This is a genomic window from Aeromonas sp. NJAU223, from assembly GCF_051125555.1.
GTDB classification, from domain to species: Bacteria; Pseudomonadota; Gammaproteobacteria; order Enterobacterales; family Aeromonadaceae; genus Aeromonas; species Aeromonas veronii_G.
Genome location: NZ_CP144204.1, coordinates 410,001 through 431,368 on the forward strand (window position 1 = coordinate 410,001; position 21,368 = coordinate 431,368).

Sequence of the window (21,368 nt, forward strand, 5' to 3'; positions counted from 1 at the left end):
GTGAAAAGCCTCCTCGCCGGAAGACCAAGGGTTCCTGTCCAACGTTAATCGGGGCAGGGTGAGTCGACCCCTAAGGTGAGGCCGAAAGGCGTAATCGATGGGAAGCAGGTTAATATTCCTGCACGACTTGTAATTGCGATGGGGGGACGGAGAAGGCTAGGTGGGCCAGGCGACGGTTGTCCTGGTGAAAGTGCGTAGGTGGTGTTTCTAGGCAAATCCGGAGACACAACACTGAGACACGAGACGAACGCACTACGGTGCGGAAGCCATTGATGCCCTGCTTCCAGGAAAAGCCTCTAAGCTTCAGATTACAAGTCATCGTACCCCAAACCGACACAGGTGGTCGGGTAGAGAATACCAAGGCGCTTGAGAGAACTCGGGTGAAGGAACTAGGCAAAATAGAACCGTAACTTCGGGAGAAGGTTCGCTCTTGATGGTGAAGTCCCTTGCGGATGGAGCTGTCGGGAGTCGCAGTGACCAGATGGCTGGGACTGTTTATCAAAAACACAGCACTCTGCAAACACGAAAGTGGACGTATAGGGTGTGACACCTGCCCGGTGCCGGAAGGTTAATTGATGGGGTTAGCGCAAGCGAAGCTCTTGATCGAAGCCCCGGTAAACGGCGGCCGTAACTATAACGGTCCTAAGGTAGCGAAATTCCTTGTCGGGTAAGTTCCGACCTGCACGAATGGTGTAACCATGGCCATGCTGTCTCCACCCGAGACTCAGTGAAATCGAATTCGCCGTGAAGATGCGGTGTACCCGCGGCTAGACGGAAAGACCCCGTGAACCTTTACTACAGCTTGGCACTGAACATTGAACCTACATGTGTAGGATAGGTGGGAGGCTTTGAAGCGATGACGCCAGTTGTCGTGGAGCCGTCCTTGAAATACCACCCTTGTATGTTTGATGTTCTAACGCAGGGCCCTGAATCGGGCTCGCGGACAGTGCCTGGTGGGTAGTTTGACTGGGGCGGTCTCCTCCCAAAGAGTAACGGAGGAGCACGAAGGTTGGCTAATCCTGGTCGGACATCAGGAGGTTAGTGCAATGGCATAAGCCAGCTTAACTGCGAGACGGACAGGTCGAGCAGGTACGAAAGTAGGTCATAGTGATCCGGTGGTTCTGAATGGAAGGGCCATCGCTCAACGGATAAAAGGTACTCCGGGGATAACAGGCTGATACCGCCCAAGAGTTCATATCGACGGCGGTGTTTGGCACCTCGATGTCGGCTCATCACATCCTGGGGCTGAAGTCGGTCCCAAGGGTATGGCTGTTCGCCATTTAAAGTGGTACGCGAGCTGGGTTCAGAACGTCGTGAGACAGTTCGGTCCCTATCTGCCGTGGGCGTTGGATGATTGAAGGGAGTTGCTCCTAGTACGAGAGGACCGGAGTGAACGAACCTCTGGTGTTCGGGTTGTCACGCCAGTGGCACTGCCCGGTAGCTAAGTTCGGAATCGATAACCGCTGAAAGCATCTAAGCGGGAAGCGAGCCCTGAGATGAGTCATCCCTGACCCCTTGAGGGTCCTAAAGGGCCGTTGGAGACCACAACGTTGATAGGTGGGGTGTGTAAGCGCGGCGACGTGTTGAGCTAACCCATACTAATTACCCGTGAGGCTTAACCATACAACACCCAAGAAGTGTTTCTGGCCTTGTAGCAAGTGCATGAACTACTCAAATTCAGTGATAGCGACGAGCCAAGAGCGACATCGTTATTCACGTCAGCTTTCTAGATTAAGAATTTGCCTGGCGGCCATAGCGCCGTGGAACCACCTGATCCCATGCCGAACTCAGAAGTGAAACGCGGTAGCGCCGATGGTAGTGTGGCATTCGCCATGCGAGAGTAGGACACTGCCAGGCACCTAATTTGAAGAAGCCCGCTCATCTGAGCGGGCTTTTTTATTGACTGAAATTTATGCCTGTCCCTCTCACTTCTGCTCACCGCTCCTGTCTGGCTGGATTGCTGATTTCTTTCTCACAACCGTACCGAGCGGGACTGGATGGGGTTGTATCTGCACCATAACTCGGTAGAGTAAGGGGCATTCAGGGCTGTCCGTACCATGCTTTCATCTTCCTTCTGGTGCAGTTCGACCCGACCCGTTTTCATTCACCTTCAGTCAGTGGTATCGATATGGAACAAGTAAACAAGTCTAGCTTCAACGATGTGTTGGAATATGTGCGTATGTCCCGTCGCCAGAACAAGCTCAAGCGCGAGATCGTCGACAACGAGAAGAAGATCCGTGACAACCAGAAACGTGTACTGCTGCTCGACAACCTGAGTGACTATATCAAACCGGGGATGAGCATCGATGATGTCCAAGCCATCATCGCCAACATGCGTGCCGATTATGAAGAGCGGGTTGATGATCACATCATCAAGAATGCCGAGCTCTCCAAGGAGCGCAAAGAGCTGAGCACCAGACTCAAGGGCATGAGCTCCAGCAAGTAAGAGTTTTTACCTTCTCGAAACACCGGCTTGTAGCCGGTGTTTTGCATCTGGGCATCAGCTCGGATCTCTCTGCATACCGAAACAATCGACTCCCATTTTCATAATCGCCCTGTTAACATCTCTTCAAAGCGGTCAATAGTTTTCAAGCCCTTGACTTGAAACGACTAAGCTTGAATGAAATACAATAAATTGCGCAACCATGGTGGGGCTGATATGGGCGCATCAAAACAGACGGATTTGAAGACAGTGGCATCTCGGGATTCATCCGTACCGCATGCGGACGGGCAACAAAAGCGTAAACGCCGTTCCTGGTGGCGTTGGCTGTTCTGCTTCATCTTCTTGCTGTGCCTGGCGGTCGTCATCGCCTTGGTAGGCTATGAGATGAAGACTTCTCGCCTGCAATCGCAGGAGATCTCTCATTACGCCGCCAAGCTGACCTATCAGCTTGAAGCCGGTCCCAGCAAGCAGATTATCTTCCCGGATGACGGCCCCTTCGACAAGCGGCTCGGCTATGTGTTGATGCCGATGATCCAGGAGCGGCTCATCCAGCGTGGCTATCAGGTATCTGAGCAGGTCCGTTTCTCCGATGAGCTCAACAACTATGCCAGCCATGGCTTCTTCGTCCCCTATACCGAGAAGGTGCAGGCCGGATTGACGCTGCACGACTGTCGTGCCGAGCCTTTCTATCAGTACAAGTACCCGACCCACTACTACCCGGACTTCAACTCGATCCCGCCGCTGGTGATCCAGTCGCTGCTGTTCATCGAGAACCGGGATCTGCTGAGCAATGAGCAGCCGCTGGCCAACCCGGCGGTAGACTGGCCCCGCTTCGGCAAGGCCGCCCTGTCACAAGTCGGCAAGGCGCTGGACATGCAGGATCAATCAGCCGGTGGCAGTACGCTGGCGACCCAGGTCGAGAAGTATCGCCACTCCCCGGATGGGCTGACCCTTTCCCCGACCGAGAAGATCCGCCAGATGGTCTCTGCGAGCGTCCGTGCCTACCGGCTGGGCCCGGAGACCCTGGAGGCACGCAAGCTGGTCGCCTGGGCTTATCTCAACTCGGTACCGCTGTCCGCTGCGCCGGGCTACGGCGAGGTTCATGGTCTGGGGGACGGGCTCTGGGTCTGGTTTGGCGCCAATGTAGATGAAGTCAATAGACTGCTGGATCCTGAGCGCAATCAGGATGCCACCCTGGCCGAACAGGGGTTGGCACTGCGCCAGGTCGTCTCACTGATGATTGCTCACCGCCGCCCTTCTTACTATCTGGCACAAGGACGAGAGGCGCTGTCGACCCTGACGGATAGCTACCTGCGTCTGTTTGTGCAGGAGGGGATGATTACGCCTGCGCTGATGGAATCGGCACTCAAGGCCAAGCTGGGATTCCGGGACTTCCTGCTGGCACCGGCGATCACGCGGGTCAACAACAACAAGGGGCTGCAGGTAGCGCGTACCCGTCTCAGCCGTCAACTCGGGGTACAGCTCTACGATCTGGATCGCATGGATCTGACCGCAGATACCACTCTCAACATGCCGCTGCAAAACGAGATCTCCCGCTACCTGCAACAGCTGGCCGATCCCACTTTCGCGTCTCAGGTCGGTCTGTTTGGTGAGCGTTTGCTCTCGCCGGAGAAGACGGGGGACGTGAAGTACAGCTTCACCCTGTTTGAAAAAACGCCGGAAGGGGTCAAGGTGCGGGTGCAGACCGACAACACGGATCAGCCGTTCGACATCAACGAAGGCAGCAAGCTGGAACTGGGCTCCACCGCCAAGCTGCGGGTGCTGACCACCTATCTGGAAATCGTCACCGAGCTGCACGACGGCTATGGGGAGATGCCGGCGGAGAACCTGCGCAAGATAGAAGTCTCCAATCAGGACAACATCAGCCGCTGGGCCATCGGCTATCTGATGACCGCCAAGGACAAGAGTCTGCCTGTCATGCTGGAGGCGGCGCTGGATCGCAAATACTCCGCCAGCCCCTATGAAGGCTTCTTCACCGGCGGTGGCATGCACACCTTCAACAACTTCCGCAAGGAGGACAACGGCCGGATTCCCCCCATCCGGGATGCGCTGCGCGAGTCCATCAACCTGCCCTTCGTGCGGTTGATGCGAGACATAGTGCGCTACAGCCTCTACAAGGAAGGCAATCGCGCCCAGTTGCTCAAGGATGACAAGGATCCGCGTCGTACCGAATACCTTGCACGGTTCGCCGACAAGGAAGGGCAGACCTATCTGCTGCGCTTCTGGCGCAAGTATCAGGGCAAGACTCCCGATGAGCGGCTCGATACCTTCCTGGATGGTCTGAAGCCCAGCGCGGTGCGTCTCGCAGCCGTCCATCGCTATCTAATGCCGGAAGCCTCCCAGACAGACTTTGCGGCCTTCCTTGCCAAGCGACTGCCGCGGGAGAAATTGACGGACAAACGGATAGAACAGCTCTATACCAGCTATGGGCCAGGTAAGTATTCACTGCCGGATCAGGGCTATATCGCGCGGGTACACCCGCTGGAACTGTGGCTGCTCTCCTACCTCAAGGAGTTCGACAAGGCGACCTTTGCCGACGCGGTGGCGGCCAGTCGCGACGAACGCCAGGAGGTCTACAGCTGGCTGTTCAAGACCCGCCATCGCAGCGCCCGGGATACCCGGATCCGTACCATGCTGGAGGTCGAGGCTTTCCTCGACATCCATCAGCGCTGGGCCAGGCTGGGTTATCCATTCGATCACCTAGTGCCGTCGCTGGCGACCGCCCTCGGTAGCTCGGGTGACCGACCGGCGGCCCTGGCCGAGCTGATGGGGATCATCCAGAATGGCGGGCTGAGGGCGCCGACCCAACGCATCGAGTACCTGTCGTTTGCCAAGGATACCCCCTTTGCCACCGTGTTCGAACCGGCCAACGTGCAGGGTACCCGGGTGATGGCGCCCGAGGTGGCGAATGCCCTGCGCAATGCCCTGTCGAAAGTCGTGGAAGGGGGCACGGCACGGCGCATCGCCGGCGCCTTTGCCCTGCCGGACGGCACCATACTGCCGATGGGGGGCAAGACGGGAACCGGGGATAACCGGATAGAAACGGTGGGCCGCTATGGCAACGTGACCAGCTCCCTGGCCCGTAACCGTACTGCCACCTTCGTGTTCTACATCGGTGGCGATCACTTCGGCACCCTGACGGCCTACGTGCCGGGCAGCCAGTCCGACAAGTTCCGCTTCACCTCGGCGCTGCCGGTACAGGTGCTCAAGGGGATGGCACCGCTGCTGATGCCCTATCTGCAGCCAGGGACCCATACCCAGTGCATGGCAGGCAGCTGATGTCTGTGTTCAGAAGATAAAAAAACGGGGCCAGTTTGGCCCCGTTTTTTATCAGTCGGCGACGACTCCGGGTCGGCGCAGGTGAGTCATCACTCACAGCTGATCTTCGATCTCGCCGCGCAGGTACTGGTACATCTCGCGGAAGGCCACCGGCGGCTTGTTCAGCTCCCGCTCCTTGTTGGCGGTACGGATCAGCTGGCGCAGCTTCTGGCGATCCAGATCATGGAACTGGGCCATCAGCTCGTTGAGGGCGCTGTCTCCCTCGCTGATCAGCCGCTCGCGCCACTGCTCCAGCCGGTGCAGGCGGGCATTCACGGTAGAGTGACGCATCTTGATGATGGTGAGCGCCTCGGCGATGGGCTCGATGTCCCGGCTGCGCATCAGTCGGCCGATGAACTGCAGGTGGCGGCGGAAGGATTCATCCTTCTTGGGTTTGAGTTTGCGACCCAGCTCGACGGCTTCTGCCAGTTCTTCGTCCAGCGGGAGCTTCTCCAGTTCGCTGTGGCTGAGGGAGACGATCTCTTCCCCCATCTTCTGCAGCGCTTCGGCATCGCGCTTGAGCTGGCTCTTGCTGGGACCCCAATCGTCCAGTTCGTTGTCGTCTTGATACTGACTCATCGGTCTCTTGATTCCTGTCATTCACGTTGGTGGATATGTTACCAGCTTCTCCCGCTGGGCGCAGGGGTCTGATATGCTTAGCCCCTTTCCTTTCTTCATACAGATGTGAGTTATGGACCAGCTAGATCAAATTCGCCAGGATCAAGCCCACCTCGAGGCCGTGGTGGCCGAGGCACTGGAGATCGCCAAAGGGCTGGGTGCCGGGCTTGCCGAAGTATCCATCAGCAAGCAGACCGGTCTGTCGGTGAATACCCGGGGCTGCGAGCTGGAAAGTATCGAATTCAACAAGGATGGAGCGCTCGGCATCGCCGTCTATCGGGATGGCTGCAAGGGCTCCTCATCCACCACGGATCTCGGCAAGGCCGCCATTCGTGCCGCCGTCGAGGCGGCGATGGAGATTGCCCGTCACACCTCCCCCGATGACTGCGCCGGCCTCGCCGATGCGGAACTGCTGGCCTGGAACGCTCCGGATCTGCAGCTGTGCCATCCTACCTTGCTGGATCCGCAACAGGGCATAGAGCTGGCCATCGAGTGCGAGCGGCTGGCGCTGGGGCGCGATGCCCGCATCAAACACTCCGACGGTGGCAGCTTCTCCAGCCATCTGGGGGTCAAGGTCTATGGCAACAGCCACGGTTTCGTCAAAGGCTATGCGGCGTCCCGCAACTCCCTGAGCTGCGTGTTGATCGGCGAGCAGGATGGCGATATGCAGCGGGACTACGGCTATTCCTCCAGTCGTACCCTGGAGGGGCTCTGGAGCCCCCAGCGCATCGCCGACGAGGCGGTGGAGCGTACCCTCTCTCGCCTCGGTGCCCGCAAGATCAGTACCCGCCAGGCGCCCGTGCTGTTCCACCCCGATACCGCAGCCGGCCTCTGGGGCCACCTAGTGATGGCCATCAGCGGCGGCAACCTCTATCGCAAGTCGAGCTTCCTGCTGGACAAGCTCGGTGAGCAGGTGCTGCCACAGTGGCTCAACATCCAGGAGTTCCCGCATCTGCTGGGAGGCTTGGCTAGCACGCCGTTCGACGGGGAGGGGGTGCGTACCACAGACATGGACATCGTCCGTGACGGCCGCCTGATGAGCTGGCTGCTCACCTCCTACTCGGCCCGCAAGCTGGGGCTGACCACCACGGGCCATGCCGGTGGCATCCACAACTGGCAGGTGTCGAACACGGGGCAGGACTTCCAGGGCATGCTCAGGGAGATGGGCACCGGCCTGCTGGTGACCGAGCTGATGGGGCAGGGCGTCAATATCGTCAACGGTGACTACTCCCGTGGAGCCGCCGGTTTCTGGGTGGAAAATGGTGAGATAGCCTATCCGGTAGAAGAGATCACCATCGCCGGCAATCTGGCCGATATGTTCCGCTCCATGGTGGCGGTGGGGACCGACGTGGATGAGCGCTCCAGCCTGCGAACCGGCTCCGTGCTGGTCGAGCAGATGAAGCTGGCGGGCCACTGATCTCCCTTTCAGCCCCAAGCCGATGCGATGAAAAAGGCCCCCTCTTGTGAGGGGGCCTTTTCTATGTTCCGAGCCAGGAGTCGAGCTTACTCCTTGATGCGCTCGATGCGACCACTCAGGCCTTGCAGCTTGTGCTCGATGTCTTCATAGCCACGGTCGATGTGATAGATGCGCTCGACCATGGTGGTGCCTTCTGCGACGAAGCCGGCCAGTACCAGGCTGGCGGAGGCGCGCAGATCGGTGGCCATCACCTGGGCACCCTTGAGCTGCTCGGTGTCGCGGCAGATGGCGACATTGCCCTGCAGCTCGATGTCGGCGCCCATACGCACCAGTTCCGGCACATGCATGAAGCGGTTCTCGAAGATGGTCTCGGTGACCATGCCGGTGCCCTTGGCGACCGCGTTCAGCACGGTGAACTGGGCCTGCATGTCGGTCGGGAAGGCCGGGTAGGGGGCCGTCTTGATGGTGACCGGCTTGAGGGTACGGCCGGTCATATCCAGGCTGATCCAGTCTTCGCCTTTCTCGATCAGGGCGCCTGCCTCTTCCAGTTTGACCAGGACGGCTTCCAGCAGGGCAGGATCCGTCTTGCGGCAGGTGATCTTGCCACCGGTGACGGCGGCGCCCACCAGGAAGGTACCGGTTTCGATACGATCGGGCTGCACGCTGTAGCTGCCGCCGTGCAGACGCTCGACCCCGTCGATGGTCAGGGTGTCGGTACCCGCGCCCTGAATGTTAGCTCCGAGCGCGTTGAGGAAGTTGGCCAGATCCACGACTTCCGGTTCACGGGCGGCGTTCTCGATCACGGTGCGGCCATCTGCCAGGGTGGCGGCCATCATCAGGTTCTCGGTGCCGGTGACGGAGATCATGTCCATCAGGATATGGGCACCCTTGAGGCGACCATCGACGCGGGCCTTGATATAACCATCCTCGATGGCGATCTTGGCGCCCATCAGCTCCAGGCCGTGGACGTGCAGATTGACCGGACGGGCACCGATGGCGCAGCCACCGGGCAGGGAGACATCGGCCGCCCCGAAGCGGGCCGCCAGCGGACCCAGCGCCAGGATGGAGGCGCGCATGGTCTTCACCAGCTCGTAGGGAGCGACGTGGTTGTTCACGGCACCGGTCAGCACGGTCACGTTGCCGTTGACCTTGGTGCTGGCACCCAGCATCTCCAGCAGCTTGAGGGTGGTGCCCACGTCTTTGAGGCGCGGTACGTTGGAGAGCTGGATCTCCTCATCACACAGCAGGGTGGCGAACAGGATCGGCAGGGCGGCGTTCTTGGCGCCGGAGATGGTCACTTCACCGGAAAGGGTGCAGGGGCCGGTGATCTTGAATTTGTCCATTTTTACTTCGTTACCAAATCAGGAGGGCAATAGGAATTTACGTTCGCGTTTCCATTCGGCATCGGTAAAAGCCTTGATGGAGAGAGCGTGGATGGCGTTGCTGGCGATCTTGTCCATCAGCGGGGCATAGATGGCCTGCTGCTTCTTGACCCGGCTCATGCCGTCAAACATGTCACCGACGGCGATCACCTGATAGTGACTACCGTCCCCTTTGACATGGACTTCGGACAATGGCAAGGCCTCAAGGAGTATCGCTTCAATTTCAGAGACTTGCATTATGCGTCCTCAGTTGTGAGCGGGGTTGATTGAAACAAATTGGCCACCCCGTACAGGTTGGCCAAGGTAAAGAAATCGTCGGAGGCGCCCACCAGTGTCGGTGTAGCACCCCGGGCCAGCACGGCCTTGGCCCATTTGACCAGGAGCGCGAGTCCGGCGGAGTCCAGGGTGGTGATCTCGTCGAGGGCGAGCGTATCTTCCTGCCACCACTCGGCACGGCGCTGCCACAGGGCAATCACCTGTGGGGCCTGCAGCTCGCCCGCGAGCGTCATGACTTGATGACCAGCGGCTTGGCGTTGTGTTCGCGCAACTGGGCGATCACCGCATCGATGCCGTTCTGGCGAATGAGGCCACCGAGCTCGTTCTGCTTGGCAGAGAGCAGGCTGATCCCTTCGGCGACCATGTCAAAGGCCTTCCACTCGCCGGTCTTGTTGTTCTTGCGCAGCTTGAACTCGAGGAAGATATCCGGCTTGCCGGCCTCGGTCACGCTGACGTTGACGGCGGTGATGTTGCTGTCACCCACGGCCTTGCCCGGCTGCACCTTGACGGTCTGCTTGTCGAAGTGGGCGAGGGCATCGGCGTAGGAACTCACCATGTATTCGGTGAACACCTCGACGAAGGCATCACGCTGGGCCGGAGTGGTCTCCTTGATCTGGTTGCCGAGCACCTTGTAGGCGGCGAAGCGGTTGTCCACGTAGGGCAGCAGCTCCTCGCGGATGATGACCCTCAGGTGGTCCGGGTTGCTCTTGATCTGAGCCTGATCGGCCTTGAGACGGGCAAAGGTCTGCTTGGCGGCTTGATCCACCAGGGCGTAAGGATCCGTGGCATTGGCCCCTGCGGCCTGAGTGGTCACGGAAAACAGCATGCTGGTCATCAGGCCCAGCAACAGGGCGATCTTCTTGAACATGGTTACTCCTTGCTTGCAGGCGGATTGGTGGCCGGAGACGACTGGCTGTAGAGGAATTTGCCAATCAGATCTTCCAGCACTATGGCTGATTTGGTGTCTGCGATCATGTCGCCATCCTTGAGCATGCTGGTGCCCATGTCTTCATCGCTGAAACCCGGTGCCAGGCCGATGTACTGTTCGCCGAGCAGACCGGAAGTCAGGATGGAGAGGGTGCTGGTATCGGCAAACTCACCGGCCTCTTTTTGCATCAGCAGGGAGACGACGGGCACCTGGGTCTTGGCATCCAGCTCGATGCTGCTGACCCGACCGACGACGACACCGCCGACCTTGACCGGCGAGCGTACTTTCAGGCCGCCGATATTATCGAAATGGGCGCGCAGGGTATAGGTCTCTCCTTCCGGTTTGAAACTCAAACCCGCCACTTGCAGGGCCAATGCCAGAATGGCTGCGATGCCAGCCAGCATGAAGGCGCCAACCAGGAATTCTACTTTGCTGAACTTCATCTTTACCTTATCCAAACATGACTGCGGTGAGTATAAAATCCAGACCGAGCACGGCCAGGGATGAGTGGACCACGGTTCGGGTGGTCGCCTGACTGATCCCGGCCGAGGTCGGCTTGGCATCATAGCCATTGAAAAGCGCAATCCAGGTGACGACCAGCGCGAAGATCACGCTCTTGATGGCCCCCTGCATGATGTCATCCTGCCAGTCGACGGATGCCTGCATGGCGGACCAGAAACTGCCTTCGTCCACCCCCAGCAAGTCGACCCCGACCAGTTTGCCACCGAAGATGCCGATCAGGCTGAACATGAAGGCCAGCAACGGCATGCTGATGACCCCGGCCCAGAAACGGGGGGCCACCACCCGGCGCAGGGGATCCACCGCCATCATCTCCAGGCTCGAGAGCTGTTCGGTGGCCTTCATCAGGCCGATCTCGGCAGTCAGGGCGGAGCCGGCCCGACCGGCGAACAGCAGGGCGGTAACCACGGGGCCGAGTTCGCGCAGCAGCGAGAGGGAGACCAGGGGCCCCAGACTCTGCTCGGCGCCGAAATCCTTCAATACGTTATAGCCCTGCAACGAGAGCACCATGCCGATGAAGAGGCCGGACACCAAAATGATGGCGACGGATTGCACCCCCACCACATAGAGCTGCTGGATCAGCAGCGGGAAGTGCTTGCGTGGCTGGGGGCGACCGGCCAGGGCATGAAACAGCATAATAGTCGCACGGCCGATGGCGCTGATGAAGTGCACACCGACCCGGCCCAACTTGCTTACTTGGCTTATCAACATCACAGATCCTGTAGCAGGTCGCCTGCCGGAAAATGAAACGGAACAGGACCGTCAGGCAATCCACGCAGGAACTGCTCGACCTCGGGATTGTGCTCCTCGCGCAGCTGCGCCGGGGTGCCGTGTGCCACCACCTTGCGATTGGCGATGATATAGGCGTAGTCAGCGATGCCGAGCACCTCTTTCACGTCGTGGGTGACGATGACGGAGGTGATGCCGAGGGCATCGTTCAGCTCCTTGATCAGCTTGACCAGCACCGCCATGGTGATGGGATCCTGACCCACGAAGGGCTCGTCATACATGATGAGGTCCGGATCCAGGGCGATGGCACGGGCCAGGGCGGCGCGGCGGGCCATGCCACCGGAAAGCTCGGAAGGCATCAGTTTGGCGGCGCCACGCAGTCCCACCGCCTGCAGCTTCATCATGACGATGGTGTGGATCAGCTCCTCCGGCAGGCCGGAATGCTCCCGCAATGGAAACGCCACGTTGTCGAACACCGTCATGCCGGTGAACAGGGCGCCACTCTGGAACAGCATGCTCATCCGCTTGCGCACCTCGTAGAGACGGGAGCGGGAGAGGGTGGGGATATCCTCCCCGTCAAACAGGATATGACCCGATTCCGGTTTCAACTGGCCACCGATCAGCCGCAGCAAGGTGGTCTTGCCGATGCCGCTCGGCCCCATGACGGCGGTGACCTTGCCACGGGGAATGGTCAGATTGATCCCGTCATACAGCAGCCTGTCTCCGTGGCTGAAAGTCAGGTCGGAGATGGTGATCAGGTCATTGTTCAAACAATTGTCCATCCGGTATAAAAGAAGAGCGAATTTTATGGGCTAGTCTAGGTCTAAGCAACATCAAGGAACAACTATTGAGCGCAGATCCGCCCCAAAAACGCGACAGTTTTATGTAACAAGGTGCGTCAGCAAGTGGGTACCCCGCATCCGATTCGCTTATCTCGGCAGACTTTTTTATAATCCCGCAGCAAATTTCGGTCCGGAGCCGTGCCTTTATGTCTGTAAAGTCTGAAAAAGTGTCTGAACTGTTCGATTTTCGTCGCAGTGCCCGTGCGGTGCTGGACATTGAAAAACAAGCGATTGATGGACTCTACCAGTACCTCGACGAGCACTTCGTGAAGGCGTGCGAGATGGTGCTGCGCTGCGGCGGCAAGATAGTGGTCACCGGCATGGGCAAGTCGGGCCATGTGGGCAACAAGATAGCCGCGACCCTGGCCAGCACGGGCACGCCCGCCTTCTTCCTGCACCCGGGTGAGGCCAGCCACGGCGATCTCGGGATGATCTCCGCCGGGGATCTCATCATCGCCATCTCCAACTCCGGCGAGAGTGACGAGATCCTGGCCCTGCTGCCGGTACTCAAGCGTCGCGGCATCCCGCTCATCTGCATGACCGGCAACCCGGCCTCGACCATGGCCAAGGAAGCCAACGTGCACCTGTGCATCCGGGTCGAGCAGGAGGCCTGCCCCCTCGGTCTGGCCCCCACGTCCAGCACCACGGCGACCCTGGTGATGGGAGATGCCCTGGCGGTGGCCTTGCTGGAGGCCCGCGGCTTCACCGCCGACGACTTCGCGCTGTCTCATCCGGGCGGTTCCCTCGGCAAGCGGCTGCTGCTGCGGGTCGGCGATCTGATGCACGGTGGCGAGCTGTTGCCCAAGGTCGGGATCGATGCCACCATCAGCCAGGCCCTGCTGGAAGTGAGCCGCAAGGGACTCGGCATGACGGCGGTGGTGGATGAGCTGGGCCAGCTGGCCGGTCTCTTCACCGATGGCGACCTGCGCCGGATCCTGGATTTGCAGGTGGACATCCATCACACCTCTATCGCCAAGGTGATGACGGTCAACTGTGTTACCGTAGGGCCAGAGATGATGGCGGCCGAGGCCGTCAAGCTGATGGAAACCAGAAAGATTAACGGATTGCTGGTGGTGGATGGGGAGCGGCGGCCGCTGGGTGCCTTCAACATGCACGACCTGCTGAAAGCCGGGGTGATTTGATGCAAGATGTACCGACCCTCTATGGTCCGGTGACGCGCAGCCAGTTCGAGAAGGCGGCGCAGATCCGCCTGCTGGTGTGCGATGTGGACGGGGTGCTCTCCAACGGCTTCATCTACATGGGAAATAACGGCGAAGAGCTGAAGACCTTCTGCACCCGGGACGGGGCAGGCATGCGTGCCCTGCTCAATGCCGGGCTGGAGATTGCCATCATCACCGGGCGCAATTCCCGCATCGTCAGCGATCGGATGAAGAGCCTGGGGGTGCAGCACCTGGTGCAGGGGGCGGATCAGAAGCTGCCCCATTTCGAGGCCCTGCTGGCCAAGCTGGGGCTCGATGCCTCCCAGGCGGCCTATATGGGGGATGACACCATCGATCTGCCGGTGATGCAGGCCTGCGGCCTCGGCATCGCAGTGGCAGATGCTCACCCGCGGGTATTGGCCTGTGCCGACCTGGTCACCCGGCTGGGGGGGGGCGTCGGGGCGGTGCGGGAGGTGTGCGATCTGATCCTGCAAGCCCAGGGGCTCGCCGATGAGTTGCCCGAGGCGTCGCGATGAAGCAGACTATTCTGTTCTTCCTGCTTTTCCTGGCGGCATTGGCTGCCTGGCAGCTGGGTGACATCGACTTGGCCCCGGATTCCACCACCAAGGTAGAGAATTATCAGCCCGATTTCACCGCCAGGAATCTGGTCATCACCCGCTTTGACGAGCAGGGCAAGCGGACCGAGCGGCTGGAGTCGGAGTTTGCCGAGTATTTCCAGATCCTCGAGCAGGCGACCTTCAACAAGCCGGTCATCTACCTGTACGACGACAAGGGTGAGGCCGAGTGGAAGGTGACGGCGGAGACCGGCGTACTCAATACCGATGACAACGTGATCCTGCGGGACAAGGTGCATCTGGATGGCCTGTTGCCGACCTCCTTCATCTCCAGCATGGATACCCAGTATCTGGAGATGGACATGGTGACTCAGGACGTGAGAAGCAACCAGCACATCCGCATTCAGGGCCAGGAATTCCAGACCGAGGGCGTAGGCCTCAAGGGTCACCTGGAACGTAAATATTTCGAATTACTGGATAAAGGCCATGCCATTTATTTCAATGAAAAACGCTAATCTGGTCCTCGTGGCCCTGCTGCTGTGCGGCGCGGCCAACGCCAAAGAGTCCGACTTCACCGAAAAGGTCTATGTGGACGCGGTCAAGCAGGTGGCCGAGATGCAGGACAACCGTGTCACCTTCAGCGAAGACGTCATCATCACCCAGGGCACCATCAAGATTAAGGCCGACAAGGTGGTGGTGATCCGCTCCGGCGAGAAGGGTGCCGAGGTGATGACCGCCTATGGCAGCCCGGCCACCTTCTTCCAGATCCTGGACAACGGCAAGCCGGTCAACGCCCATGGCAACAGCATCCGTTACGAGCTGAAGAACCGTCTGGTGACCATCACCGGCAACGGCCAGCTCAAGCAGGAAGACAGCCAGGTCAATGGCGACCTCATCCGCTACGACATCGTCAAACAGAAGATGATCGCCGAGAGCAAGGGGCCGACCCAGCGCGTCAAGACGGTGTTCCTGCCGGATCAGGTCGAGAATTTCGACAAGCCCGCCGAACAGAAGAAGTAGGAAACAACAGTCATGGCAGTGTTAAAAGCAGTGGGCTTGCAGAAGAGCTACAAGCGTCGCATGGTGGTCAGTGACGTCAGCCTGGAAGTGGGCACCGGCCAGATCGTGGGGCTGCTTGGCCCGAACGGAGCTGGCAAGACCACCTCCTTCTACATGATAGTGGGGCTGGTGCAGCGGGATGCCGGGCTCATCACCATCGACGATCAGGATATCAGCCTGCAGCCCATGCACATCCGTGCGCGCAACGGCATCGGTTACCTGCCTCAGGAAGCCTCCATCTTCCGCCGTCTGTCGGTGTTCGACAACCTGATGGGGGTCATGCAGACCCGCAAGGGACTGAGCAGCGAGGAGCGGGAGGACAAGGTCGAGCAACTGCTGGAAGAGTTCAACATCACCCACATCCGTGACAGCCTGGGTCAGAGCCTGTCAGGGGGGGAGCGCCGTCGGGTCGAGATCGCCCGGGCGCTGGCGGCAGAGCCGAGATTTATTCTGCTGGATGAGCCTTTTGCAGGGGTTGATCCCATTTCTGTCATCGATATCAAAAAGATCATCCAGCATCTGAAGGAACGTGGGCTGGGTGTGCTGATCACCGATCACAACGTTCGCGAGACCCTGGATGTGTGTGAGAAGGCCTATATTGTCAGCCACGGCAAGATGATTGCCGAGGGCGCACCGGTGGATATCCTCGCCGATGAGCAGGTCAAGCGCGTCTATTTGGGCGATCAATTCAGTCTATAGTAAGGGGGCATTCCCTCATTTTTGTTAGGTGACTGCCTCGCTGAACATAAGGATATCCCGACGTAGATGAAGCCGACATTACAGTTGCGTCTCGGTCAGTCCCTGACCATGACGCCACAATTACAACAAGCGATTCGTCTGCTCCAGCTTTCCACGCTGGAACTCCAGCAGGAAATTCAGCAAGCGCTCGACAACAACCCCTTGCTGGAGCAAGAGGAGAGCGAGGCGCAGGAAACCAGTCCGGTCGAAGTGGCCGATGCCAGTCAGCTGGATTCCAGTGACGCCATGGCGCAGGACAAGATGCCGGACGAGCTGCCCGTCGATACCACCTGGGACGAGGTCTACTCCGCCGGGACGGCCCAGAGCGCCGGCCCCATCCACGATGGAGAGGAGAGCGTCTATCAGGGGGAAACCACCGAGAACCTGCAGGACTATCTGTTGTGGCAGATGCGGCTGACGCCGTTCAGCGATCTGGATGCCGCCATCGCCCTCGCCATCATCGATGCCATCGACGAATCCGGTTATCTGACGGTTTCTCTCGAGGATATTCAGGCTGCAGTCAGCAGTGACGAGGTAGAAGTGGAACTGGATGAGGTCGAGGCCGTGCTCAAGCGGGTGCAGCATTTCGATCCGCTCGGCATCGCCGCCCGCTCCGTGCAGGAGTGCCTGCTGATCCAGCTTGGCCAGTATCCCTCCGATCTGCCCTGGCTCAACGAGGCACGGGAAGTGATCAGCGAGCACATGGATCTGCTTGGCAATCGTGACTATCGCACCCTGGCGCGCAAGACCCGGCTCAAGGAGAGCGACCTCAAGGAGGTGCTGGACCTTATCCAGCAGCTGGAACCCAGACCCGGCAACGGCGTCATCCAGAGCGAATCCCAATACGTGATCCCGGATGTGTCCGTGGTCAAGAAAGGCAGCAAGTGGGTGGTGGAGCTCAACCCGGATTCGGCGCCGCGCATTCGCGTCAACGAGACCTATGCGGCCATGGCCCGCAACGCGCGCAGCAGCACGGATACCCAGTTCATCCGCTCCCACCTGCAGGAGGCGAAGTGGTTCATCAAGAGTCTGGAGAGTCGTAACGACACCCTGCTCAAGGTGGCCAGCTGCATCGTCGAGCAGCAGCAGGGCTTCTTCGAATACGGGGAAGAAGCCATGAAACCCATGGTGCTCAATGACATCGCCGAGGCGGTGGAGATGCATGAATCGACCATCTCGCGGGTGACGACCCAGAAGTACATGCATACGCCCCGTGGCATCTTTGAACTGAAGTTTTTTTTCTCCAGTCACGTGAATACGGAAGGAGGAGGAGAGTGCTCATCGACCGCTATTCGCGCCTTGATCAAGAAGCTGGTGACGGCGGAAAACCCCGCCAAGCCGCTTAGTGATAGCAAGATCGCGGATTTGCTGGCCGAACAGGGTATTATGGTGGCGAGACGCACGATCGCAAAGTACCGTGAATCCTTGTTGATCCCGCCATCCAATCAGCGCAAACGCCTGGTTTAGGCAAACAAAAGGAAGACGTTATGCAAATTAACCTGACCGGACACCATGTCGAGATTACCGAAGCTCTGCGTGATTATGTGAACAACAAATTTGCCAAACTCGAGCGTCACTTTGACCATATCAACAACGTCCATGTGGTGTTGAGCGTCGAAAAACTGAACCAGATTGCCGAAGCCAAGCTGCATGTCAGCGGCGGTGAGGTGTTCGCCAACTCGGAGCATGCCGACATGTATGCTGCGATTGATACCCTGCTTGATAAACTGGACAGACAGATCATCAAGCACAAAGATAAATTAAATCAAAAATAACTATGCAACTTGAACACATACTGAGTCGGGACTGCACCAAGAGTGCGGTCCCCTGTACCAGCAAGAAACGCGCTCTCGAGATCATCAGTGAACTGGCCGCAGAGCGCCTCGGCACCTCCCGTCAGGTGTTGTTTGAAAGCCTGCTGGCGCGGGAAAAAATGGGCAGTACCGGGATCGGTGCCGGTATTGCCATTCCGCATGGCCGCATTGACGATGCCTTTGCGCCGACGGCTGTGCTGATGACCTTCTCCGAACCCATCCCTTTCGACTCGATTGACAATCAACCGGTTGACCTGCTCTTTGCATTGCTGGTGCCGGAAAGCGAGTGCAAGCAGCATCTCAAGACCCTTTCCCTGATGGCATCCAAGTTGGGTGACAAGGCCGTCTGCCGCCAGTTGCGCCAGGCGACCAGTGACGAAGAACTCTATCAGATCATGACCTCGGCCTGATGCCGGACAAGGCACAGCCAGGTTGGCGTGGGGGGACAAGATGCAATTAATCGTGGTAAGCGGTCGCTCGGGCTCCGGCAAGACGGTAGCCCTGCGGGTGCTGGAAGATCTGGGGTATTACTGCGTAGACAATCTGCCGGTCAATCTGTTGCCCCAGTTGATCGTCTCGGTGGAGAGCCAGTATGACAAGCTGGCGGTCAGCATCGACGTGCGCAACCTGCCCACCGAGCAGGATCGGCTGGAGAATCTGCTGGCCCAGGTACGCAGCGAGGGGCGGGTGGAATTCTCCAGCTTCTTCTTCGACGCCGACAACACTACCCTGCTCAAACGCTATGGCGAGAGTCGCCGGTTGCACCCCCTCTCTCGCAACAAGCTGTCGCTGGACGAGGCCATCCGGGAGGAGACCCACCTGCTGGCGCCCCTCTCTTCCAGTGCCGACCTGCGCATCGACACCACCAACCTCAGCATTCACGATCTCAGCGAGCTCATCAAAACCCGGGTGCTCGGCAAGAAAGAGAACGAGCTGGTGCTGGTGTTTGAATCATTCGGCTTCAAGTACGGCATCCCCAAGGATGCAGACTTCGTGTTCGATGCCCGTTTCCTGCCAAATCCCCACTGGATCCCCGAACTCAAGCCTTTCACCGGCCGGGATGAACCTGTGGCGAACTACCTCTCCAGCCAGACGGACGTCATGCTGTTCATCCAGCAGATCGAGAACATGCTGGGCACCTGGTTGCCCCATCTGGAACGCAACAATCGCAGCTATGTGACCGTGGGTATCGGCTGCACCGGTGGCCAGCATCGCTCGGTGTTCATCGCCGAACGGTTGGCGAGCGCGTTTCGCCTGCTCGGCAAGAACGTGCAGATCCGCCACCGCACCCTGGACAAGCGCTCGGCGCAGGTCTGACAGCTCAGAAGGATGCACAGATGACCGTTTCCGCCTCGGTAGAAGTCAAAAACAAGCTGGGTATTCATGCCAGACCGGCCATGATGCTGTTCGAACTGGTACAGGGCTTCGATGCCCATGTCCTGCTGCGCAACGAGGACGGGGTCGAGGCCGACGCGGACAGCGTGATCGGCCTGCTGATGCTGGACTCCGCCCAGGGCAAACAGGTAGAAGTGCAGGTGGAAGGACCGGAGGAGACGGAAGCCCTGGCCGCGGTGGTGGCGCTGTTCACCTCGGGCTTCAACGAAGAGTAGGCGCCCTCTGACTAGGCGCCGGTGCGAGCCAGTGCCTTGAAACCGGCGAAACTGCGACAGGCCAGCAAATTCTTGCTGGCTTTTTCGTTCATCAGGGCCAGGAAGAGATCGTAGAGGCCCATGGCCTCCTCATAGTCCGCCTTGGCGATGGCCAGCAGGAAGATGAGGGTGGCCGTCTCGCCATTGCCCCAGTCGATGCCCTGGGGGGCCAGCACCGTATAGACCAGGGTGCGCCTGGCCAGCAGGCCGAGGGAGTGGGGCAGGGCTATGCCGTCTCCCAGCATGGTGGAGACGATACGCTCCCGCTCCTGCAAGGATCCCCTGAACCCCGTTTCCACCTGCTCTTCCCTTTCCAGCTGATCGCAGACCCGTGTGAACAGGGCTGACTGGCTGATGGGTTCATCGATCACCATGAAATGGTCGGCGTCAAAGTACTTGTCGAGCAGGTAGGGGCGGGTGCGATCGACCAGTACCAGCTTGCCGAGCTGCTCCAACTGATATTGGGCCGGGAAGGGGGCCACCTGCACCACGGGCACATTCTTCTCGCTCACCTTGACCGTGCTTATCACGAAATCCTGCTCGATCCGCGAGAGCCCCTCGTAGTCCCGTACGGATTCCAGACTGGTCAGTTGCAACTGGGGGTATTCCCGCTTGATTCGCGCCTCCAGTACCCGGAAGGTGGCATTGCCGGCATCGCACAGCAGTAACGCCTGGGGGGGACGGCTATAGCCGATGTCATAGTGGCGCTCCAGTCCGACGCCGATATGGATCACCAGGTAGCCTATCTCGTGATGGGTCAGATGATAGGGCGTCTGCCTGATCCACTCGGAGATGGCGGCGAGGGTGATGTCATAGGCGAGGGGATAGTACTGCTTGATGTGATCCGCCAGCGGGTTGTCGCTGCCTATCTGGTATTTGATCCGCAGCAACATGGCGCTGATGTGGGTAAGCAGGTCGGCGTGCAACTGGTCGTCGTGGCGCAAGTCATAGGGATAGTGTTCGTGGATGTAATCCAGCAGGTGCGCCACCAGGTGGGCACTTTCGGCCGTCATGGTCGGGCTGAGCTGCGGGGTATCGGCGATGAGACGAGCCTGGATCTGGATGGCGAGACACAGCAGCTCCGGCTCTCCCGGTGCGGTCAATGTGGGCAGCTCATCATAGATGTCGCGAGCCACGGCGGTGAGGGGGGCGGTCAGATCCTCGCTGCTGAAGGTCAGCAGCTCATGACCCGCCGCCTGGCGGAGCAGGGCCACGGCGCAGTAGATAGTGAGCTGCTGCAGGCTTTCGTCGGCCAGCCTGAGCTGATGGCGACCCAGCTGGGCATGGATCCGGTTGCCGATGACTTCCAAAGTCTTGCTGGGACAAAGGTTGGGCAGCAAGCCCTGCAAGGGGCTGTTGCGGCTCTGTTCCCGATAGAGCAACTGGGTGAGGCAGGCCCGGATGGCGGTCTCTTCCCCTTGAATGCGCATGCCGAGACGGGGCTTGCTGTCGATGTTCAGGCCGAAATGGATCAGCCGCTCCCTCACTTCCGCCATGTCTCCCTGTAGCGCGGCCCGGCTCAGATACCAGGTATCTGCCAGCTCGTCGAGCTTGATCCCCTGCTCGGCGGTGAGCAGCAGCAACTGCAGATGCAGCACCCGCTCCCGGCTGGTGCGGGGCAGGCTGGCCTCCTGCTCCTGGGCCGCCAGCAGTTCGTCAAACAGCCCCTGATTGTAAATCTTGAGTTGATAGCCGCTGCCGCGCTGGTGGATGAGGTGGGCGCCATGGGTGGCGATCAGCTCGTTCAGGGTCGCCACGTCGGTGCGTACCGTGCGGGTGGAGACATTGAGGCGACGGGCCAGCTCCTCCTGCGGCAAGGCCTCGGCGTGGAGCTGGGTCAGCAACTGATGGAGTCTGGGGTGGGGCAGCTTGGTCATGGG

At 59.4% G+C, this 21,368-nt stretch carries 22 protein-coding genes and 2 rRNA genes (1 of these 24 only partly in view); 15 read left to right on the forward strand and 9 right to left on the reverse strand.

What is annotated here, in order from left to right; genetic code table 11:
* From VZC39_RS01940 to VZC39_RS01955, 4 genes are all read left to right on the forward strand, one after another.
* Positions 1-1,623 (forward strand): 23S ribosomal RNA (locus VZC39_RS01940) (it extends 1,266 nt beyond the left edge of the window).
* Between the two features lie 119 nt (positions 1,624-1,742).
* A 5S ribosomal RNA gene (rrf, locus tag VZC39_RS01945) occupies positions 1,743-1,857 on the forward strand.
* Positions 1,858-2,128: 271 nt separating this feature from the next.
* Positions 2,129-2,446 (forward strand): PTS system regulator TmaR, encoded by a 318-nt coding sequence (gene tmaR, locus VZC39_RS01950; protein WP_349920759.1) that lies wholly within the window; start codon positions 2,129-2,131, stop codon positions 2,444-2,446.
* 213 nt (positions 2,447-2,659) lie between these two features.
* A complete protein-coding gene (locus tag VZC39_RS01955) occupies positions 2,660-5,743 on the forward strand; it encodes a transglycosylase domain-containing protein (RefSeq protein ID WP_434665293.1) in 3,084 nt (1,027 codons plus the stop codon).
* Positions 5,744-5,836: 93 nt separating this feature from the next.
* Here the strand turns inward: VZC39_RS01955 and yjgA are convergent, their stop codons facing one another.
* The gene (yjgA, locus tag VZC39_RS01960; RefSeq protein WP_434665295.1) at positions 5,837-6,361 is read right to left on the reverse strand and encodes a ribosome biogenesis factor YjgA; all 525 of its coding nucleotides are present in this window, start codon (positions 6,359-6,361) and stop codon (positions 5,837-5,839) included.
* A gap of 112 nt (positions 6,362-6,473) precedes the next feature.
* Between yjgA and pmbA the strand changes: the two genes are divergently transcribed.
* Entirely contained in the window at positions 6,474-7,817 is a 1,344-nt protein-coding gene (gene pmbA / locus VZC39_RS01965) for a metalloprotease PmbA (protein WP_434665298.1), read from the forward strand.
* 86 nt (positions 7,818-7,903) lie between these two features.
* Here pmbA and murA read toward each other — a convergent pair whose 3' ends face one another.
* The 7 genes from murA to mlaF are packed head-to-tail and all read right to left on the reverse strand — an operon-like array spanning position 7,904 to position 12,433.
* Positions 7,904-9,160, reverse strand: coding sequence for a UDP-N-acetylglucosamine 1-carboxyvinyltransferase (gene murA / locus VZC39_RS01970; protein WP_434665301.1), 1,257 nt, complete (start codon positions 9,158-9,160; stop codon positions 7,904-7,906).
* Between the two features lie 18 nt (positions 9,161-9,178).
* Positions 9,179-9,436, reverse strand: coding sequence for a BolA family iron metabolism protein IbaG (gene ibaG, locus VZC39_RS01975; RefSeq protein ID WP_005306001.1), 258 nt, complete (start codon positions 9,434-9,436; stop codon positions 9,179-9,181).
* Entirely contained in the window at positions 9,436-9,708 is a 273-nt protein-coding gene (locus VZC39_RS01980; protein WP_349920764.1) for an STAS domain-containing protein, read from the reverse strand. The genes ibaG and VZC39_RS01980 overlap by 1 nt, the downstream gene beginning before the upstream one ends.
* Positions 9,705-10,343 carry a phospholipid-binding protein MlaC gene (mlaC, locus tag VZC39_RS01985; protein WP_349920765.1) on the reverse strand — a complete coding sequence of 213 codons (639 nt, stop codon included), beginning with the start codon at positions 10,341-10,343 and terminating at the stop codon, positions 9,705-9,707. Before mlaC ends, VZC39_RS01980 begins: the two co-directional genes overlap by 4 nt.
* Before the next feature lie 2 nt (positions 10,344-10,345).
* A complete protein-coding gene (mlaD, locus tag VZC39_RS01990) occupies positions 10,346-10,846 on the reverse strand; it encodes an outer membrane lipid asymmetry maintenance protein MlaD (RefSeq protein WP_349920766.1) in 501 nt (166 codons plus the stop codon).
* Positions 10,847-10,853: 7 nt separating this feature from the next.
* The gene (gene mlaE / locus VZC39_RS01995) at positions 10,854-11,633 is read right to left on the reverse strand and encodes a lipid asymmetry maintenance ABC transporter permease subunit MlaE (protein ID WP_349920767.1); all 780 of its coding nucleotides are present in this window, start codon (positions 11,631-11,633) and stop codon (positions 10,854-10,856) included.
* Positions 11,633-12,433 carry a phospholipid ABC transporter ATP-binding protein MlaF gene (gene mlaF, locus VZC39_RS02000; protein WP_434665309.1) on the reverse strand — a complete coding sequence of 267 codons (801 nt, stop codon included), beginning with the start codon at positions 12,431-12,433 and terminating at the stop codon, positions 11,633-11,635. Before mlaF ends, mlaE begins: the two co-directional genes overlap by 1 nt.
* Positions 12,434-12,639: 206 nt before the next feature.
* On the opposite strand from mlaF, the gene VZC39_RS02005 reads away from it, so the two are divergent.
* From VZC39_RS02005 to npr, 10 genes are all read left to right on the forward strand, one after another.
* Positions 12,640-13,635: a KpsF/GutQ family sugar-phosphate isomerase gene (locus tag VZC39_RS02005; RefSeq protein WP_349920769.1), complete on the forward strand. Its 996-nt coding sequence runs from the start codon at positions 12,640-12,642 to the stop codon at positions 13,633-13,635.
* The gene (kdsC, locus tag VZC39_RS02010) at positions 13,635-14,189 is read left to right on the forward strand and encodes a 3-deoxy-manno-octulosonate-8-phosphatase KdsC (protein ID WP_349920770.1); all 555 of its coding nucleotides are present in this window, start codon (positions 13,635-13,637) and stop codon (positions 14,187-14,189) included. Before VZC39_RS02005 ends, kdsC begins: the two co-directional genes overlap by 1 nt.
* A complete protein-coding gene (gene lptC, locus VZC39_RS02015; protein WP_434665314.1) occupies positions 14,186-14,743 on the forward strand; it encodes an LPS export ABC transporter periplasmic protein LptC in 558 nt (185 codons plus the stop codon). Before kdsC ends, lptC begins: the two co-directional genes overlap by 4 nt.
* Complete coding sequence (lptA, locus tag VZC39_RS02020) at positions 14,730-15,248, forward strand: lipopolysaccharide transport periplasmic protein LptA (protein WP_349922338.1); 519 nt, start codon at positions 14,730-14,732, stop codon at positions 15,246-15,248. The genes lptC and lptA overlap by 14 nt, the downstream gene beginning before the upstream one ends.
* A gap of 12 nt (positions 15,249-15,260) precedes the next feature.
* Positions 15,261-15,986 carry an LPS export ABC transporter ATP-binding protein gene (lptB, locus tag VZC39_RS02025; protein WP_033132290.1) on the forward strand — a complete coding sequence of 242 codons (726 nt, stop codon included), beginning with the start codon at positions 15,261-15,263 and terminating at the stop codon, positions 15,984-15,986.
* A gap of 66 nt (positions 15,987-16,052) precedes the next feature.
* Complete coding sequence (locus tag VZC39_RS02030) at positions 16,053-17,492, forward strand: RNA polymerase factor sigma-54 (RefSeq protein ID WP_349920772.1); 1,440 nt, start codon at positions 16,053-16,055, stop codon at positions 17,490-17,492.
* Between the two features lie 20 nt (positions 17,493-17,512).
* Positions 17,513-17,800: a ribosome hibernation promoting factor gene (gene hpf / locus VZC39_RS02035; RefSeq protein ID WP_042001473.1), complete on the forward strand. Its 288-nt coding sequence runs from the start codon at positions 17,513-17,515 to the stop codon at positions 17,798-17,800.
* A gap of 2 nt (positions 17,801-17,802) precedes the next feature.
* Entirely contained in the window at positions 17,803-18,249 is a 447-nt protein-coding gene (gene ptsN / locus VZC39_RS02040; RefSeq protein ID WP_349920773.1) for a PTS IIA-like nitrogen regulatory protein PtsN, read from the forward strand.
* 40 nt (positions 18,250-18,289) lie between these two features.
* Entirely contained in the window at positions 18,290-19,156 is an 867-nt protein-coding gene (gene rapZ, locus VZC39_RS02045; protein WP_349920774.1) for an RNase adapter RapZ, read from the forward strand.
* A gap of 20 nt (positions 19,157-19,176) precedes the next feature.
* Positions 19,177-19,449, forward strand: a complete 273-nt coding sequence (gene npr / locus VZC39_RS02050) for a PTS phosphocarrier protein NPr (protein ID WP_349920775.1) — start codon at positions 19,177-19,179, stop codon at positions 19,447-19,449.
* 11 nt (positions 19,450-19,460) lie between these two features.
* On the opposite strand, the gene VZC39_RS02055 is transcribed toward npr, so the two are convergent.
* Complete coding sequence (locus VZC39_RS02055; protein ID WP_434665320.1) at positions 19,461-21,365, reverse strand: BglG family transcription antiterminator; 1,905 nt, start codon at positions 21,363-21,365, stop codon at positions 19,461-19,463.
* Positions 21,366-21,368: the final 3 nt, after the last annotated feature.